This is a genomic window from Alishewanella aestuarii B11 (assembly GCF_000280055.1).
GTDB classification, from domain to species: Bacteria; Pseudomonadota; Gammaproteobacteria; order Enterobacterales; family Alteromonadaceae; genus Alishewanella; species Alishewanella aestuarii.
This window is the reverse complement of sequence record NZ_ALAB01000002.1, coordinates 18,875-33,785: the sequence shown is the minus strand read 5'-3', so window position 1 is coordinate 33,785 and position 14,911 is coordinate 18,875. Positions and strand designations below refer to the sequence as shown.

The following is a 14,911-nucleotide window of genomic DNA, read 5'->3' as shown; positions in this document are numbered from 1 at the left end:
TTCTTTCAGCGAATCCGCAAATTCAGCAATCATTCATACCCTTAACCTAAACTGCTATATACTTAGCGCCAATTGCGTAATGGAGAAACAAGATGAAAGCAAAAGTTGCACTAGTAGCCGTGATGTCTGGCAGCCTGGTATTGGCCGGCTGTGCCACTACCGATAACCAAAATACCACCCGCGGTGCGGCCATCGGTGCGGTAGCCGGTGCTATAGCAGGTAAAGCAACTGGCAACCATAAAAACAAAAGGGTGGTTATTGGTGCCGCGGTCGGCGCTTTGGCCGGTGCGGCCGTAGGCAGCTATATGGATAACCAGGAAAAGGCGCTGCGCGAAGAGCTAAAAGGTTCAGGTGTGGGCGTACAACGCGACGGTGACCGTTTAGTGCTGGATATTCCGGCGCAACTGACTTTTGATATTAACCGCTCTGATATTCGTCCCAGCCTGTATCCGGCGTTAAACGATATCGCCAAGGTCTTACGTGAGTATCCGAAAACCATGGTGGTAGTCGCCGGTCATACTGATGATACCGGTCCGTATCAGTTTAATATGAACCTGTCACGCGCCCGGGCGGAGTCCGTGCAAAGCTATCTGGTAGCGCAGGGTGTGCAACCGATCCGCATTGAAACCATCGGTTATGGCCCGGACCGGCCGGCGTTTCAGAATAACTCAGAAGCCAACCGCGCGCGCAACCGCCGGGTAGAAGTGCATATCGAACCGATCGTCGAGTAATTTCTTGTGCTAAAGACACAACGCCCGGCTAAGCCGGGCGTTGTGTTTTACAGCTGTCTATTTCACAGCTGCCTATTCAGCAAAGGCTTTTTTTACAAAATTTGGCAGGGCGCCGGCCGCCTTATGTACCTCAACATTGTAGTACTCGGTACTAAAGGGCGCAGCCGCCGCATCGGCTTCGCGGAAACCGTTAAATGCACCGCTTTTCTTCGCCAGCGTACAGGTCCACCAACCTGATGGATACACCATTTGCGGGAAATTCAGCGTTTGCAGGCCGGCAAAGCCGGCATCGCTCATTGCCTGACGCATCGCTTTTAACAGCGGCATATGGATCAGCGGTGATTCACTCTGCTGCACCAGAATGCCGTCGTTGGCTAAGGCCGCCACACAGCTGGCATAAAAGGCGCGGTTAAACAGGCCTTCGCCCGGGCCTATCGGATCCGTTGAATCGACAATAATCACATCGATAGAACCCGGCGCAGCTTCGCGCATAAATTTAATACCGTCTTCAAACTTCAGCGTTGCGCGCGAGTCATTGTTTGATGCGCACAGTTCCGGGAAGTACTTTTCGGCCATCCGGGTAACCTGCTCGTCGATATCGATTTGCGTTACGCGCTCTACGCCGGGATGCTTTAACACCTCGCGCAGGGTACCGCAATCACCGCCGCCAATAATCACCACATTCTTCGGATTCGGATGGGTAAACAGCACCGGATGACTGAGCATTTCGTGATACAGGAAGTTATCCCGGCTGCTCAGCATAATCACATCATCAATCACCATTAAATTGCCAAAATGGGTAGTCTCATACATGGCAATTTTCTGAAAGGGCGACTGCACTTCATCCAGTTTTTTGGTAATGGCTAAACCAAACACACTACCGCTGTCGGCAAACACCTCGGTTAGCCACTTTTTGTCATCAAATACTGACATTTTTACCCCCTGCAACGTATAAGGCGCGTATTTTGCCTGCGACAGCGCTGACATACAAATTTTTCGGCTTTTTTGCTGCACCTTGCGGCTAATGGCTTTAAACTATAGCAGTTAATTTTTTTGAGGAAAGACAATGGCAGACTGGGGTTTTGAGAAGGCGCGTTCTATTTACAACGTAGCCGTATGGAGCGAAGGCTATTTTGATGTGAATAAGGACGGCGACCTGATTGCCTACCCGGATCAGGATCACAGTAAGCCAGGTATTAGCTTTCCTGAGCTGACGCAACGCTTTAAGGAAGAAGGCCTGACGCTGCCGGTATTGGTGCGGTTTACCGATATTCTGCAGCATCGGGTAGATACCTTAATTAAGTCTTTCCAACGCGCCAAAGCCGAGAAAGAGTATCAGGGTAACTATACCGCGGTCTATCCAATCAAGGTAAACCAGCAATTCTCAGTAGTTAAACGCCTGATTAGCCATGATAGCGGCAAAGTTGGCCTGGAAGCCGGTAGTAAGCCGGAGCTGATGGCAATCCTCGGTGTAACCGAGCAGCCACTGCAAATCGTCTGTAACGGCTATAAAGATAGCGAGTTCTTGCGTCTGGCGACCATTGGTCAGATGATGGGCCATACGGTCTATGTGGTCGTTGAAAAGCTGTCAGAGCTAAAAACCCTGCTGCGCGAAATCGATAATCTGGGTGCGGCACCGCGCATCGGTATTCGTATTCGCTTAAACTCGGTCGGCAAAGGCAAATGGCAAAATACCGGTGGTGAAAAAGGCAAATTTGGCCTCACCGCCACTCAGGTACTGCAAGCCATCGATATTCTGCGCGATGCCGGCAAACTCGAGTTGCTGCAGCTGGTGCACTTCCATATCGGCTCGCAAATTGCCAATATCCGCGATATCCACAATGCGATCCGTGAATGTGCTCGTCACTACGCTGAACTGCGTACCCTCGGCGTGCCTATTACCACGGTAGACGTCGGCGGCGGTTTAGGTGTCGATTACGAAGGTTCGAAATCGCGCTCTGCCTGTTCGATGAACTACACCATGTACGAATATGCCCGCAACGTGGTTAATGGTTTAAAAGAAGTTTGTGACGAGTACGACTTACCACATCCGAATATTATTACCGAGTCTGGCCGGGCGATGACCGCACACCATGCGGTACTGGTAACCGATGCCATCGATATCGAGCGGGCGCCTGGTTTAGTGAATCTGCCGGAGCCGAGCGAAGATGCGCCGACGGTCATTTTAGGGATGTGGGACGCCTACAACAATGTAACGCCACGTAGTGCCGTCGAGTCCTACCATGATGCTGTCCACTACTTTACCGATGCCCATGCCCAGTATGTGCATGGCCTGCTGACCTTACAAGATTGGTCGCTGTTAGAGCAGCTGTACTTTGCCACCATTAATAAGGTACGGGCGAATCTGGATCTGAATGCCCGCTCGCACCGCGCGATTCACGATGAGTTAAACGAAAAACTGGCTGATAAGCTGTTCGTTAACTTCTCGCTGTTCCAGTCCATGCCGGATGCCTGGGGTATTGATCAGCTGTTCCCGGTAATGCCGCTGGAGCGGATGACGGAGCCACTGAATCACCGCGCCATTATTCAGGATATTACCTGTGACTCTGACGGCATGCTGAAGAGCTATGCGGATGGTAATGGTATCGAATCCAGCCTGCCGCTGCCGGAATACAAGGACGATCAGCAATATCTGCTTGGTATGTTTATGGTTGGCGCCTATCAGGAAATTCTGGGTGATCTGCACAACCTGTTTGGTGATACCGATTCAGTGCATGTCGAACTGACCGAAGATGGCAGTTACAAGCTGACCAATATTATCAAGGGTGATACGGTAGCAGATGTGCTGCGCTATGTGCAGTTTGATGCCAAGAAGCTGATTGCCTCTTACACCAAACAACTGGCTAAACTGGACATGCAGGACGAACGTAAAGATGAACTACTGGATGAGCTGAAAGCCGGCGTTTATGGTTACACCTACTTCGAAGATTAAGCTAGAATAGGCACTGATCGGAGGTGTAACCACTTACACCTCCCCATTTAGCCGGTGGTATTGCCACCTGAAAATGAGATAAGTGCCTTATGTTAAATTGGTTACCGCACCCGATAAAGGGGTCGCTTTCCTTTCTGCTGTATGTCGTCAATACCTTATTTTGGTTTGTACCCATTATGTTATTGGCGATTCTGAAACTCCTGCCGATCCAACGCTGGCAAGCCTGGATGACCTATCTGCTGGATGCGATGGCGGTAGCCTGGATCAGCGTTAATAACCTGACGACCCGTATTTTTACCTCGATCAAGTGGCGGGTTGAAGGACTGGAAAAACTCTCGCGTAAAGACTGGTATTTGATTATCGCCAACCATCAATCCTGGGCCGATATTTTAATTCTGCAGAATATTTTTAACCGCAAGATCCCCTTTATTAAATTCTTCCTGAAAAAAGAACTGCTGTATGTGCCCTTTATGGGCCTGGCCTGGTGGGCGCTCGATTTCCCCTTTATGAAGCGCTATAGCAAACAATTACTACAGAAACGTCCGGAACTACAGGGCAAGGATATCGAAACGACACGTAAAGCCTGTGCCAAGTTCCGCTTTAAGCCGGTATCTGTGATGAATTTTGTCGAAGGCACCCGCTTTACCCGTGATAAGCACGATCGCCAGCAGTCGCCGTTCCGGCATCTGTTAAAACCCAAGGCTGGTGGCACCGCCTTTGTGCTGGGGGCAATGGGCGAACAATTACATAAACTGCTGGATGTGACCATTCACTATCCTGGCGGCATTCCAACATTTTGGGATTATATTTCCGGCAAGGTTCATGCTATAACAGTCAATATTAAGGTACTGCCTATTGCCAAAGAGTTAATAGGCGATTACCACGATCAGGCGTATCGTGAGCGCTTTCAGCAGTGGTTAAATCAGTTGTGGTTAGAGAAAGACCAGCAACTGGCCAGGCTAGAGACAAGCGCAGGCAAATAACGGAGTGTGTCAACGATGCTAAGCTTTTTACCCGGATTTTTACTGTTACCCATTAGCTTTAGTTTGTTTGCGTTAAATCTGGCATTCTGGGGCATAGTGGTCACCCCGCTTGGCATCCTGAAACTGCTGTTACCCTTTAAAGCTGCGCACCGGCTGATTGCCGCCCTGGGCCGGCGCTGCTACCGGGGCTGGACGGCGGTGAACACCTTTTTAATTAACCTGTTTAATGATGTCGACTGGCAAATCAGCGGTCAGCAGCAGTTGGATAAAGACAGTTGGTATTTGCTGATCGCCAACCATAAGAGCTGGGTTGATATTCCAGTGGTCAGTACCTTTGCTTATCACCTGATCCCAGAGCCAAAATTCTTTTTAAAAGATGAATTAAAGTGGGTACCTTTCCTTGGCACTGGCTGCTGGGCGTTGGATATGCCGTATATGAAACGCTACAGCGCCGCGACTTTGGCCAAACATCCTGAGCTTAAAGGCAAGGATATCGAAACCACCCGTAACAGCTGTGCTAAGTTTGTGCATACGCCAACCACCATCATCAACTTTGTGGAAGGCAGCCGTTGCACACCGGAAAAACAGCGCGCGAAAAACAGCCCTTTTACCCATTTGCTGCCCCCTAAAGCCGGCGGTATTGCCTTTACGCTGGCCAGTATGGGCGAGCAGTTTAATGCCATCCTGGACGTCACGCTGATTTACCCGGATAACACCCAGCATATTGCGCTGGATATGCTAATGGGACGGTTAAAACGGGTAGTGATCCAGGCCGAGATCCTGCCGGTTGATACCGCAGTCATTGGTGATTATTTTAATGATCCGGTATTTCGCGATAACTTCCAGCAGTGGCTGAACCAGCGCTGGCAGCGTAAAGATCAGCAAATTGAGTGCTATCTGAAGCAGAACCAACGCAGCTTACAGGCTACACCGGTTAGTCAGAGCTGACGTATCGCGCCAGGCCCGGATCAGGAAATTTCTGGGCGTGATCTGATAAGCACAAAATACCGACAGCTGTACCTGATAACCCTGTTGTTGCAGGTATAGCGCCCGATCCAGCACCAGATACAACTCTAATGGTCGGCGAAACAGATGCCGCACCGCATCAATACGCTGCAGCTGTAAATACGCCTCGTCAGCCCTTGCCAGCAAAGCGTGATCATCGATAACCGCCGGTAATAACAGTTGTTGCAGCTGCGCCGCATAGGCCAGAAAGGCGCTAAAGTCACCACTAAACCAGTGTTTAGGTAAAGATGGCAGCGGCTGATAGCTGGCATCAGCCGTCAGTTCAGTGCGCAATAACTGATACGCCAGCCGCCAGCTGACTTCGGTTTGCCGCAGCCGTGCGACCCGTTCACCGCCGGTAACCTGCGCCTGTACCGCCAGTTTCAGATCCTGTCGGCTCAGCTGCAGATTATGCTGCTGCGCCAGCGTCGATAACGGCAGATAATGTTCAGCGGCAATCAGATGGTAACAACAAGGCGCCAGCTGTAAGGCGTGCGTGCCGACGGCAACCGCATGTTTGATTAACTGCAAATGTAAATCACCACAGGCATGTAAAGCGACCAGCTGTTGCTGTGGCGACAGCACTGCCCGACCCGCCGGCGTCAACACATCGGCACAGACAAAGCGCTGCGACAACTGAAATTGTGCTGCCAGTGCCTCGCCCTGTCGACACAGTTCGGCCTGCCATTCAACACTGGTCACCTGCCGGCCCTGTGCCGCCAGTAGCCGCCCCAGATGGCCTTTGCCGGCACACCATTCCAACAGCGGCAGCTCCAATGGGGCGAGCTGCTGACAAAAATGCTGGATTTGCGAGAGTTTACGCCCGCCAATACCATTGGTGAGCCAAAATGGCCACTCGGGTAAGGCCTCTGCCGGCTCAGCCTGACTGGTCGCCGGCAGCGCAAAGAGCTCTGGGAAAAAGCCGCCAAACAGCTGCTGTTGCTGCTCAGGATTATCCTCCAGCGCCGCCAGCTCGGTAAGCGATAAGCTCTGTAGCAGGCTATTCAGTGCAGCGTCAAAGGGTAAGGCAGAACGCGCCATCGGCTGTAACTGCCAATAGCGCTGATAGCGGTTAAGCACAGCGGCAACCTGGCTAAACAACTTCTCCAGTTCAGCGCCACTGCAGCTAAAGGCACTCAACAAGCGGCCTTAGTACAGCAGCGCATAGAGTTTACGCCGGTACTGGCTGGCCAGCGGATCGCCCTTGGGCAAAGCCGCCAGAATATCTAAAAACAGCTTTTTGCTTTGTCCAAAGTTCAGATCCTGCTGCAGAATCTGCAGCAGCAACGCTAATGCCTCTTCTGAGCGCAATACGGCCTGGTACTGCACGGCTAATTGCTCTTTTAAACTGTTATCTGCCGGTGCTGCTGCCAGCCGGGCTTCCAGCGCCCGGATCTCCGGTGTATTGCTGGCCTGCTGCGCCAACTCCAGTTTGGCCAGTACGGTTTTATATAAGGCGTCCTGATCGGCCAGCCGCACTTCAGCCAACAGCTTTTCAGCCTGGGTTAACTGGCCAAGGCCAATAGCGGTATCGGCTAACCAGAGTTTAACTTCCACCCGCTCTGGCGCCAGCGTCAGCGCTTCGGCCAGCAGCGGATAAGCTTCAGCGAGTTGCTGCTGTGCCAAATATTGCTGCGCTTTGGCAATCAGCTCATCTTCCGGTTTTGGCAGATAAGCCGCCAGCCGGGTCAGAATTTGCTGCTCGGTCTCAGCACCAGCAAAACCATCGACCGGCCGGCCATCTTTAATCAACATGACGGTAGGCAGTGATTGCACACCAAACTGCATCGCCAAGTCCTGCTCCTGATCGCAATTTACTTTGGCCAGACACAATTGCTGTGGGTACTGGCGGACAATTTTTTCCAATACCGGACTTAACTGCTGACAAAGCGCACTGCGCGCCGACCAGAACTGGAAGATCACCAGCTGCTGTAACGAACGGTCCAGCACTTCGCGGGCATTGATCAGGCTGACGTCAACAATAGGGTTTTGCATACTTCACTTCCTTAGCTTTAACTTCCTGTACTATGGTGGCGACATGCCGCTTTTCAAAGCAGTAAAGAAGTCTAAAAGCATGAAAAAGGCATCGACTTTCCGCGGCCATTACCGTAAATTAATCAGGCGCACTATAAAAGCCTCAGAGCTAACCACTAAAGCGCCGGTAAGGTTCGCCAATACCGTTCAGCCAACCACGTAGCACAAGGTAGCATTTAGGCTGCCAACAGCGTTCTGTACCCGAAAAACAGGCGCTTTGACCTCAGTAAAATGATGAGACCTGACTATGACAAGCCAATCCAAACATGCCGAGATGTTATCGGGCGCAGCAATGGTGATCCGTGCGCTGGCCGATGAAGGGGTAGAATACGTCTATGGCTATCCCGGTGGCGCTGTATTGCATATTTACGATGCGTTATTTCAGCAAAATAAAGTAAAACACGTGCTGGTGCGCCACGAACAGGCCGCGACCCATATGGCCGATGCCTATGCCCGTGCCACCGGTAAGGCCGGCGTGGTACTGGTTACCTCCGGCCCGGGTGCCACTAATGCGGTGACCGGTATTGCCACTGCTTATATGGATTCAATCCCGATGGTGGTGCTGACCGGCCAGGTGATGAGCCATCTGATTGGTGAAGATGCGTTCCAGGAAACCGATATGCTGGGCATTTCCCGCCCTATTGTGAAACACAATATGTCGGTGCGCCGCCCCGAGGATATTCCGTACCTAATTAAGAAGGCGTTTTACATTGCGCAAAGCGGCCGGCCTGGCCCGGTGGTGCTGGATATTCCGAAAGATATGACGATTCCGAGCAATAAGTTTCCGTATCATTATCCGGACGAAATTAAGCTGCGCTCTTATCAGCCAAAACTAAAAGGCCATAGCGGCCAGATTAAAAAAGCGGTTAGCGCCCTGTTGGCAGCGAAAAAGCCGGTGCTGTACTCGGGCGGCGGTGTGATTATGGGTGGCGCTGCCGCCGAACTGACCGAACTGGCGCAATACCTGAACCTGCCGGTGACCAATACCCTAATGGGGCTGGGTGCCTATCCGGGTGAGGATAAGCAGTTTATCGGTATGCTGGGGATGCATGGCAGCTATGAGGCAAATCAGGCCATGCACCATGCCGATCTGATCCTGGCGGTCGGCGCCCGCTTTGACGACAGGGTCACTAACAACACCAAAAAATTCTGCCCGGATGCCACCATTATCCATATCGATATTGACCCGGCCAGTATCTCAAAAACCATCAATGCCCATATCCCTATTGTTGGCCTGGTACAGCCAGTGCTGGAAGAAATGCTGGCGACTGTGAAGCAGAAAAAGAAAAAGCTGGATAGCAGTGCGCTGGAGCAATGGTGGCAGCAGATTAATGACTGGCGTGCCGTGCATGGTGGCCGCTATGACACCACTTCTGCGCTGTTAAAACCCCAGCATGTGATAGAGCAGGTCAGCAAGATCACTAAGGGCGAAGCCTTTGTCTGTAGCGATGTCGGCCAGCATCAGATGTTTGCCGCCCAGTACTACAAATTTAATAAACCAAACCGCTGGATCAACTCCGGCGGCCTTGGCACCATGGGTTTTGGCTTGCCGGCAGCGATGGGCGTCAAGCTGAATTTCCCGCAGGCGGATGTGGTCTGTGTCACCGGCGAGGGCTCAATTCAGATGAATATTCAGGAGCTGTCGACCTGCAAGCAATATGGTTTGGGGGTGAAGATTATCAACCTGAATAATGGCTATCTGGGCATGGTTAAGCAGTGGCAGGATATGAACTATGAGTCGCGCTACGCCAGCTCCTATATGGACTCGTTACCTGACTTTATCAAACTGGCTGAGGCCTATGGCCACGTCGGCATCCGGGTCACCAAACCGGAAGAGTTGCAACCGGCCCTGCAGCGCGCCTTTGTCGAGCTTAAAGATCAGCTGGTGTTTCTGGATATCCATATCGATCCGAAAGAGCACGTTTATCCGATGCAAATTCCGGGCGGTGCGGTCAATGAGATGTTTTTAAGTAAGACAGAGAGGACTTAAGCATGCGGCATATTATTTCTGTGTTACTGGAAAACGAATCCGGCGCCCTGGCACGTTTGGTCGGCCTGTTTGCCCAGCGTGGCTATAATATCGACTCACTGACCGTGGCCCCCACTGAAGATCCCACGCTGTCGCGTTTAACGCTGGTGACCCATGGCAATGATCAGGTGATCGAGCAAATTACCAAGCAACTGCATAAACTGATTGAAGTGGTAAAACTGACGGATTTGAGCGAGGCTGCCCATATCGAGCGCGAGCTGATGCTGGTCAAGGTGAAAGCGGTCGGCGAGCAGCGGGATGAAGTAAAACGCAGTGCCGATATCTTCCGCGGCCAGATCGTCGATGTCTCTGCCACTACTTACACCGTGCAACTGGTGGGCACCAGCGACAAACTGGATGCCTTTATTCAGGCGTTAAGCGGTACCCAGATCCTGGAAGTGGTGCGCAGCGGCGTCTCTGGCATCTCCCGCGGCGAAAAGACACTGGCGCTTTAGGCCTCATCCGTGTTCGATACAGCTGCTAACGGCGACTCAGGTCGCCGTTACTTTTTGCTGAAAGCGTCCATATACCAACTGAAATAGCGGCGCGGCCATCAGCGTTGTGACAATCGCCATAACCACTAACATCGAAAACAAACCTTGCTCTATCACGCCATAGCTTAGTGCAATATTGATAATAATCAGCTCCATCAGGCCCCGGGCATTCATCAGTGCGCCGATCGCCAGCGCCGTTGGATTATCGGCGCCTTTTAGCCGGGCTGCCGCCCAGCAGGCAACAAATTTGGCCAGAATAGAACACGCCAGCACGGCCAATGTCACCAACCAAAGACCACTGGCGCCCAGCACATCCAGCCGGGTATTTAGCCCAGAATAGGTAAAAAACATCGGTAACAGCAGCAGTAACACCGGCTTTTCCAGCCGCCGCTGCAGTAAGCTAACCAGAGTACCGCGAGGCATCGCCACGCCCAGCAAAAAGCCGCCAAAGACCGCATGTAAGCCAACAAAATCCATACTCCAAGCCGACAATGCGAACAACAGCAGGATCAGCATAAATTGCCAGGCCACCAACTGCTCCGTTAACGCCACCCGATCCGCCAGCGGTTGTAACCAGAGCCGCATTTTGGTCAGCATCAACCAGGCATAGAGGCTACCGCCCAACAGCGCTTTAATCAGCAGCTCACTACCGCCACCGAAGCTGGCCAATACCAGCGCCAGTATCAGCCAGGCTGCCGCATCGTCGATAGCGCCGGCCGCCAGCGCCAGAGTACCCAGTTTAGTACCAGCGAGGCCCCGCTCATAAATAATCCGTGCCAGCATCGGAAAGGCCGTAATGGCGATGGCGGCACCGAGAAACAGTGCCGCATTGGCATAGCTGATGCCGGGCGCAAACAAACCAGGCATAGGTAATAACCACAGCGCCAACAAAGCCGCGACACCAAAGGGCACTAACATGCCCGCCAGCGATACGGTTAACGCACTCTGCGCCTGCTGCCGGAACAGTCGGGTATTAAATTCCAGACCGACCAAAAACATATAGAGCCCAACACCGAGCTGGGCGCCGAAATACAGCCAGCTGCGGGTTTCTGGAATAAAGATCGCCTGTTGTAACTCCGGCAAGTACCAACCCAATAAAGACGGGCCCAGGGTGACGCCGGCAATCATCTCGCCAACGACTTTCGGCTGGCCGACATATCTGGCCAGCCGACCGAACAGCTGCGCCGCCAACAGAATCAACATCAGCTGTATTAAAAACAAGCCAACTAATTGCCACCAGGCCATAGTTACTCCATTAGGAATTAAGGAAACCTGAATACCAGGCCAGATAAAATACGGCAAAGCCAAACAAATAGGCTAACCCCAGCCAACTAAGCACCGTTAGCCAGGGTGCCAACGGCCGTGCCGAGTTGCCGCGTAGTAAACTAAAGTTCAGCCAGGCAAAGACCGGAGTGGTTAAAAACGCCAGCGTCATGGCGAAAGTGAGCATCGGCGATAACGCAGAGCGGAAAAACAAGATCAACGCCATACCTGCCAGCGCTTGCAATAACAACCATAACGCCGCTATCCGGCGGTTATCAGCCTGATACCAGCCCAGTAAACGTCCTGACTCATGTAAGGTGCGGGCATAACCGTCTAACACCGTAATGGTGGTACCGAACATACATAAAAACGCAATCAGTGATACCAATGGCTTGGCCCAACTACCGATAGTTTGACCATACATTTCCACCAGTTGCTGAGCGAAGGCTGCACCCGCCAGCGCTATTGGCTGATCACTACCGTATTGCACCAGCGCCCCCAAGGTCACAAACACCAGTGCTAAAAAAGTGGTCAGCCAGTAGCCGAGGTTAAAGTCGAATAGCCCCTGCCGCTGACTCACCGGCTGTTGACGCTGTTTGGCTTTTAGCCAGAGGGAACTGATGGCCGAAATTTCAATCGGTGCCGGCATCCAGCCCATCAGTGCCACCAAAAATCCCAACATCGCCAATTGCCAGGGTGAAGGGCCCTGAAAACCTGCCGGCGCGGTAGGCCCATTATTAAAGGCTATTGCTGCCGCCACTAAGGTGGTGAGTGTCAGCAACAGCATAATCACTTTCGACACCCGGTCCAGCGCCCGATAATGCCCCAGCAGTAAAATCAGCAAACAACTGGCCAGAATCAGCCAACACAGCAGGGTAAGTGATAACTGCCAGGGCAGGGCATATTGCAGTAGTGCCGCGGTCAGAATCAGTACCCCTGCCGTGTTCACCACCGCCGCCAATACATTTAGCAGCACAAAACTATAAAAATATCCCCGCCCCTTACGCCAGTAGCCTTCGACCAGACTCTCGTTCTGCTGCAGGGTGTACTGTACACCGAAACGAAAAAACGGATATTTCAGAATATTTACCAGTAAGATCAACCAAAGTAACTGCCAGCCAAAGAGCGCACCGGCCTGGGTTGAGGCCACCAGATGCGAGCCACCAATCGCTGCCGTCGCCATCAGAATGCCCGGCCCTAAACTTTGCGCCCAGTAGCGCCACCCCATTCCCGATTGCTGCATAATGCTTATTATTGATTGTTATTTGGTGAGCGCTAGCTTAGCCTAAGCAACAGCCGAAAGCAGCAGCCTGCGATAGGACTGTGCTGCTATTTTTTCTGTTTCATACGCATGGTGCCCAGAATGCAAGATGACGATTTGATAGACCAAAACACACTCTTTGAGGTACTGGAAAACCAGTTAGCCGATAACTACCCAAAAGAAGTGACAGCGACCTTAATGCGACTGCGGATGACCGGTCACAGCCGTGACGAAGCTTTAGAGCTGATGGCATGTGCCTTAGCACCGGAAATGTATGCCGTGATTGAGCGTCAGGAAAGCTTTAATCTAGAGCGCTATGCCGAACATCTTGCTTTGTTACCGGAGACGCCCTGGTTGGAGGAGGATTAATGAGTGAGTTAAACATCCAACATGATAGCGCAGGCCAGCGTTTTATTCTGAGCGAGGGTAATGCCAGCGCCTTACTCGACTACCAGTTAAACGGCGAACACATCGATTTTTGCCATACCTATGTGCCACCGGAGTTTCGCGGCAAGGGTCTGGCCGAAAAGCTGGTGCGCCATGCCCTAAGCTGGGCACAAAGTAGTGGGCTGCAAATTCATGCCAGTTGCTCTTATGTACGGCGTTTTTTATAACGGTTACGACCAAAGCCGCATAGAATCAAATGATCCTTTGCACTAGCCTCTATCCAACCCTAAAGGAGACTTGCAATGTTCAACGCTTTAGTGATCGATAAAACGCCTGATTATCGCGCCAGTTTACAGCAACTCGACTCCAGCCGGTTACCGGCAGCGGAGGTTGTGGTGGACGTTGCGTATTCCACGTTAAATTATAAAGACGCGCTGGCGATTACCGGCAAAGCACCGGTGGTGCGGGACTTTCCGATGGTGCCAGGCATCGACTTGGCCGGTACTGTGGTGAGTAGCCAGAATCCGGCGTTTAAAACCGGTGATCAGGTGCTGTTAAACGGCTGGGGCGTGGGCGAGAAGCACTGGGGTGGCCTGGCGCAACGTGCTGCTGTGCCTGCCGCCTGGTTACAGCCAATACCAGCACCGCTGACTGCCAGGCAAGCGATGATTATCGGAACTGCCGGCTATACTGCCATGCTGTGCGTACAGGCTTTGTTAAAACATCAGTTAACCCCTTCAGCCGGCCCGGTACTGGTCACCGGCGCGACCGGCGGCGTCGGTAGCTTTGCAGTATTGCTGTTAGCGCGGTTGGGCTTTCAGGTTACGGCTGCGACGGGCAAAGCCAGTGCCGCTGACTATCTGCGCCAACTTGGTGCTGCTGAGATTATCAGTCGTGATAGCCTGTCCGCTCCGGGCAAACCTCTGGCTAAAGAACAATGGGCTGGTGTCGTAGACTCAGTCGGCAGCCACACGCTGGCAAATGCCTGTGCTCAGAGCCGTTATGGTGGTGTAGTGGCAGCCTGTGGTCTGGCGCAGGGGATGGATTTCCCGGCCTCGGTAGCACCCTTTATTCTGCGCGGTATTACACTTTGTGGTATCGACAGCGTGATGCAACCGATGGCGCCGCGACTGGCGGCCTGGGCACAACTGGCCGAGTTATTAACTACAGACGACTTTACCTTACTCAGTCAGGAAATCAGCCTGGCAGACGCCATACCTCAAGCCCAGGCGTTGCTGGCCGGAGACATTCAGGGCCGCTTGCTGGTTAATGTGAACAGCTAAAGCCCTAACGACAAGCCTCCAGTTGCTGCAGCTGTTGCAGCAACTGCTGCGCCTGCTCACGTAGCGCCAGCAGCTGGCTTTCCGGTAGTGCGACCTGGCAACGTAAAGCCGGCATCACAGTTGCGACCTCAGTTTCTAAAGCCCGACCTGCCGCGGTTAACAGCACCTTTTTCACCCGCTCGTCACTGGCATCACTCACCCGCTGCAGCCAGCCTTTTTGTTCCAGCTTCTTTACCAAAGGCGTTAGGGTACCCGAGTCAAACAGTGTCGCCGCACCAAGCTGACCCAGGCTGATATTATCCTGCTGCCACAATGCCAGCAGCACCACATATTGCGGATAGGTCAGATCAAAGGGCTGCAGCAAAGGCCGGTACAGCCGCATCATCGCGTTATTGGCGCTATAGAGTGCGAAGCAAACTTGCTGTGGTAGCGGGAGTGTTTTGGCCGTCATCAACCAAGCCTCGGGCGAGTAAAGTAATGAGTGCACT

15 protein-coding genes are annotated in these 14,911 nt (G+C 52.5%); 9 read left to right on the top strand and 6 right to left on the bottom strand.

The genetic code is table 11. The features are described from left to right. The first annotated feature begins 92 nt into the window (after positions 1–92). On the top strand, positions 93–731 hold the full coding sequence (locus tag AEST_RS01135) for a YiaD family glycine zipper/OmpA-like lipoprotein (RefSeq protein WP_008606434.1): 639 nt from the start codon (positions 93–95) through the stop codon (positions 729–731). A gap of 72 nt (positions 732–803) precedes the next feature. On the opposite strand, the gene speE is transcribed toward AEST_RS01135, so the two are convergent. After that, entirely contained in the window at positions 804–1,664 is an 861-nt protein-coding gene (speE, locus tag AEST_RS01130) for a polyamine aminopropyltransferase (protein ID WP_039924901.1), read from the bottom strand. Positions 1,665–1,797: 133 nt separating this feature from the next. Here speE and speA point away from each other — a divergent pair, with 133 nt between their 5' ends. The 3 genes from speA to AEST_RS01115 all read left to right on the top strand — a co-directional run bounded on the left by speA (position 1,798) and on the right by AEST_RS01115 (position 5,615). Further along, positions 1,798–3,684: a biosynthetic arginine decarboxylase gene (gene speA / locus AEST_RS01125; protein WP_008606430.1), complete on the top strand. Its 1,887-nt coding sequence runs from the start codon at positions 1,798–1,800 to the stop codon at positions 3,682–3,684. 89 nt (positions 3,685–3,773) lie between these two features. Further along, on the top strand, positions 3,774–4,667 hold the full coding sequence (locus AEST_RS01120; protein WP_008606428.1) for an acyltransferase: 894 nt from the start codon (positions 3,774–3,776) through the stop codon (positions 4,665–4,667). Between the two features lie 15 nt (positions 4,668–4,682). Beyond that, positions 4,683–5,615 (top strand): acyltransferase, encoded by a 933-nt coding sequence (locus AEST_RS01115; protein WP_008606426.1) that lies wholly within the window; start codon positions 4,683–4,685, stop codon positions 5,613–5,615. Here the strand turns inward: AEST_RS01115 and AEST_RS01110 are convergent. Together AEST_RS01110 and AEST_RS01105 are read right to left on the bottom strand one after the other, a co-directional pair. After that, positions 5,586–6,812 (bottom strand): methyltransferase, encoded by a 1,227-nt coding sequence (locus tag AEST_RS01110; RefSeq protein ID WP_008606425.1) that lies wholly within the window; start codon positions 6,810–6,812, stop codon positions 5,586–5,588. The genes AEST_RS01115 and AEST_RS01110 overlap by 30 nt on opposite strands. Before the next feature lie 9 nt (positions 6,813–6,821). Further along, positions 6,822–7,667 carry a tetratricopeptide repeat protein gene (locus AEST_RS01105; protein WP_008606424.1) on the bottom strand — a complete coding sequence of 282 codons (846 nt, stop codon included), beginning with the start codon at positions 7,665–7,667 and terminating at the stop codon, positions 6,822–6,824. A 286-nt stretch (positions 7,668–7,953) separates the two neighbouring features. Between AEST_RS01105 and AEST_RS01100 the strand changes: the two genes are divergently transcribed. Together AEST_RS01100 and ilvN are read left to right on the top strand one after the other, a co-directional pair. Continuing rightward, complete coding sequence (locus AEST_RS01100) at positions 7,954–9,696, top strand: acetolactate synthase 3 large subunit (protein ID WP_008606422.1); 1,743 nt, start codon at positions 7,954–7,956, stop codon at positions 9,694–9,696. 2 nt (positions 9,697–9,698) lie between these two features. Continuing rightward, complete coding sequence (gene ilvN, locus AEST_RS01095) at positions 9,699–10,190, top strand: acetolactate synthase small subunit (RefSeq protein WP_008606421.1); 492 nt, start codon at positions 9,699–9,701, stop codon at positions 10,188–10,190. Positions 10,191–10,226: 36 nt separating this feature from the next. On the opposite strand, the gene AEST_RS01090 is transcribed toward ilvN, so the two are convergent. Together AEST_RS01090 and AEST_RS01085 are read right to left on the bottom strand one after the other, a co-directional pair. Next, positions 10,227–11,474, bottom strand: coding sequence for a cation:proton antiporter (locus AEST_RS01090; protein ID WP_008606420.1), 1,248 nt, complete (start codon positions 11,472–11,474; stop codon positions 10,227–10,229). Between the two features lie 10 nt (positions 11,475–11,484). Continuing rightward, on the bottom strand, positions 11,485–12,720 hold the full coding sequence (locus AEST_RS01085; protein WP_008606419.1) for an NRAMP family divalent metal transporter: 1,236 nt from the start codon (positions 12,718–12,720) through the stop codon (positions 11,485–11,487). Between the two features lie 135 nt (positions 12,721–12,855). Here AEST_RS01085 and AEST_RS01080 point away from each other — a divergent pair, with 135 nt between their 5' ends. The 3 genes from AEST_RS01080 to acuI all read left to right on the top strand — a co-directional run bounded on the left by AEST_RS01080 (position 12,856) and on the right by acuI (position 14,423). Beyond that, on the top strand, positions 12,856–13,122 hold the full coding sequence (locus tag AEST_RS01080) for a hypothetical protein (RefSeq protein ID WP_008606417.1): 267 nt from the start codon (positions 12,856–12,858) through the stop codon (positions 13,120–13,122). Further along, positions 13,122–13,367 (top strand): GNAT family N-acetyltransferase, encoded by a 246-nt coding sequence (locus AEST_RS01075; protein ID WP_008606414.1) that lies wholly within the window; start codon positions 13,122–13,124, stop codon positions 13,365–13,367. The genes AEST_RS01080 and AEST_RS01075 overlap by 1 nt, the downstream gene beginning before the upstream one ends. Positions 13,368–13,442: 75 nt before the next feature. Next, entirely contained in the window at positions 13,443–14,423 is a 981-nt protein-coding gene (acuI, locus tag AEST_RS01070; RefSeq protein ID WP_008606412.1) for an acrylyl-CoA reductase (NADPH), read from the top strand. Between the two features lie 4 nt (positions 14,424–14,427). On the opposite strand, the gene AEST_RS01065 is transcribed toward acuI, so the two are convergent. Continuing rightward, positions 14,428–14,874: a MarR family winged helix-turn-helix transcriptional regulator gene (locus AEST_RS01065; protein ID WP_008606411.1), complete on the bottom strand. Its 447-nt coding sequence runs from the start codon at positions 14,872–14,874 to the stop codon at positions 14,428–14,430. Positions 14,875–14,911 lie beyond the last annotated feature (37 nt).

What these genes read in the sequence shown, in the direction of transcription:
- AEST_RS01135 (WP_008606434.1), top strand. Translation starts at nt 93, where the DNA reads ATGAAAGCAAAAGTTGCACTAGTAGCCGTGATGTCTGGCAGCCTGGTA.
- speE (WP_039924901.1), bottom strand. Translation starts at nt 1,664, where the DNA reads ATGTCAGTATTTGATGACAAAAAGTGGCTAACCGAGGTGTTTGCCGAC.
- speA (WP_008606430.1), top strand. Translation starts at nt 1,798, where the DNA reads ATGGCAGACTGGGGTTTTGAGAAGGCGCGTTCTATTTACAACGTAGCC.
- AEST_RS01120 (WP_008606428.1), top strand. Translation starts at nt 3,774, where the DNA reads ATGTTAAATTGGTTACCGCACCCGATAAAGGGGTCGCTTTCCTTTCTG.
- AEST_RS01115 (WP_008606426.1), top strand. Translation starts at nt 4,683, where the DNA reads ATGCTAAGCTTTTTACCCGGATTTTTACTGTTACCCATTAGCTTTAGT.
- AEST_RS01105 (WP_008606424.1), bottom strand. Translation starts at nt 7,667, where the DNA reads ATGCAAAACCCTATTGTTGACGTCAGCCTGATCAATGCCCGCGAAGTG.
- AEST_RS01100 (WP_008606422.1), top strand. Translation starts at nt 7,954, where the DNA reads ATGACAAGCCAATCCAAACATGCCGAGATGTTATCGGGCGCAGCAATG.
- ilvN (WP_008606421.1), top strand. Translation starts at nt 9,699, where the DNA reads ATGCGGCATATTATTTCTGTGTTACTGGAAAACGAATCCGGCGCCCTG.
- AEST_RS01090 (WP_008606420.1), bottom strand. Translation starts at nt 11,474, where the DNA reads ATGGCCTGGTGGCAATTAGTTGGCTTGTTTTTAATACAGCTGATGTTG.
- AEST_RS01085 (WP_008606419.1), bottom strand. Translation starts at nt 12,720, where the DNA reads ATGGGGTGGCGCTACTGGGCGCAAAGTTTAGGGCCGGGCATTCTGATG.
- AEST_RS01080 (WP_008606417.1), top strand. Translation starts at nt 12,856, where the DNA reads ATGCAAGATGACGATTTGATAGACCAAAACACACTCTTTGAGGTACTG.
- AEST_RS01075 (WP_008606414.1), top strand. Translation starts at nt 13,122, where the DNA reads ATGAGTGAGTTAAACATCCAACATGATAGCGCAGGCCAGCGTTTTATT.
- acuI (WP_008606412.1), top strand. Translation starts at nt 13,443, where the DNA reads ATGTTCAACGCTTTAGTGATCGATAAAACGCCTGATTATCGCGCCAGT.
- AEST_RS01065 (WP_008606411.1), bottom strand. Translation starts at nt 14,874, where the DNA reads ATGACGGCCAAAACACTCCCGCTACCACAGCAAGTTTGCTTCGCACTC.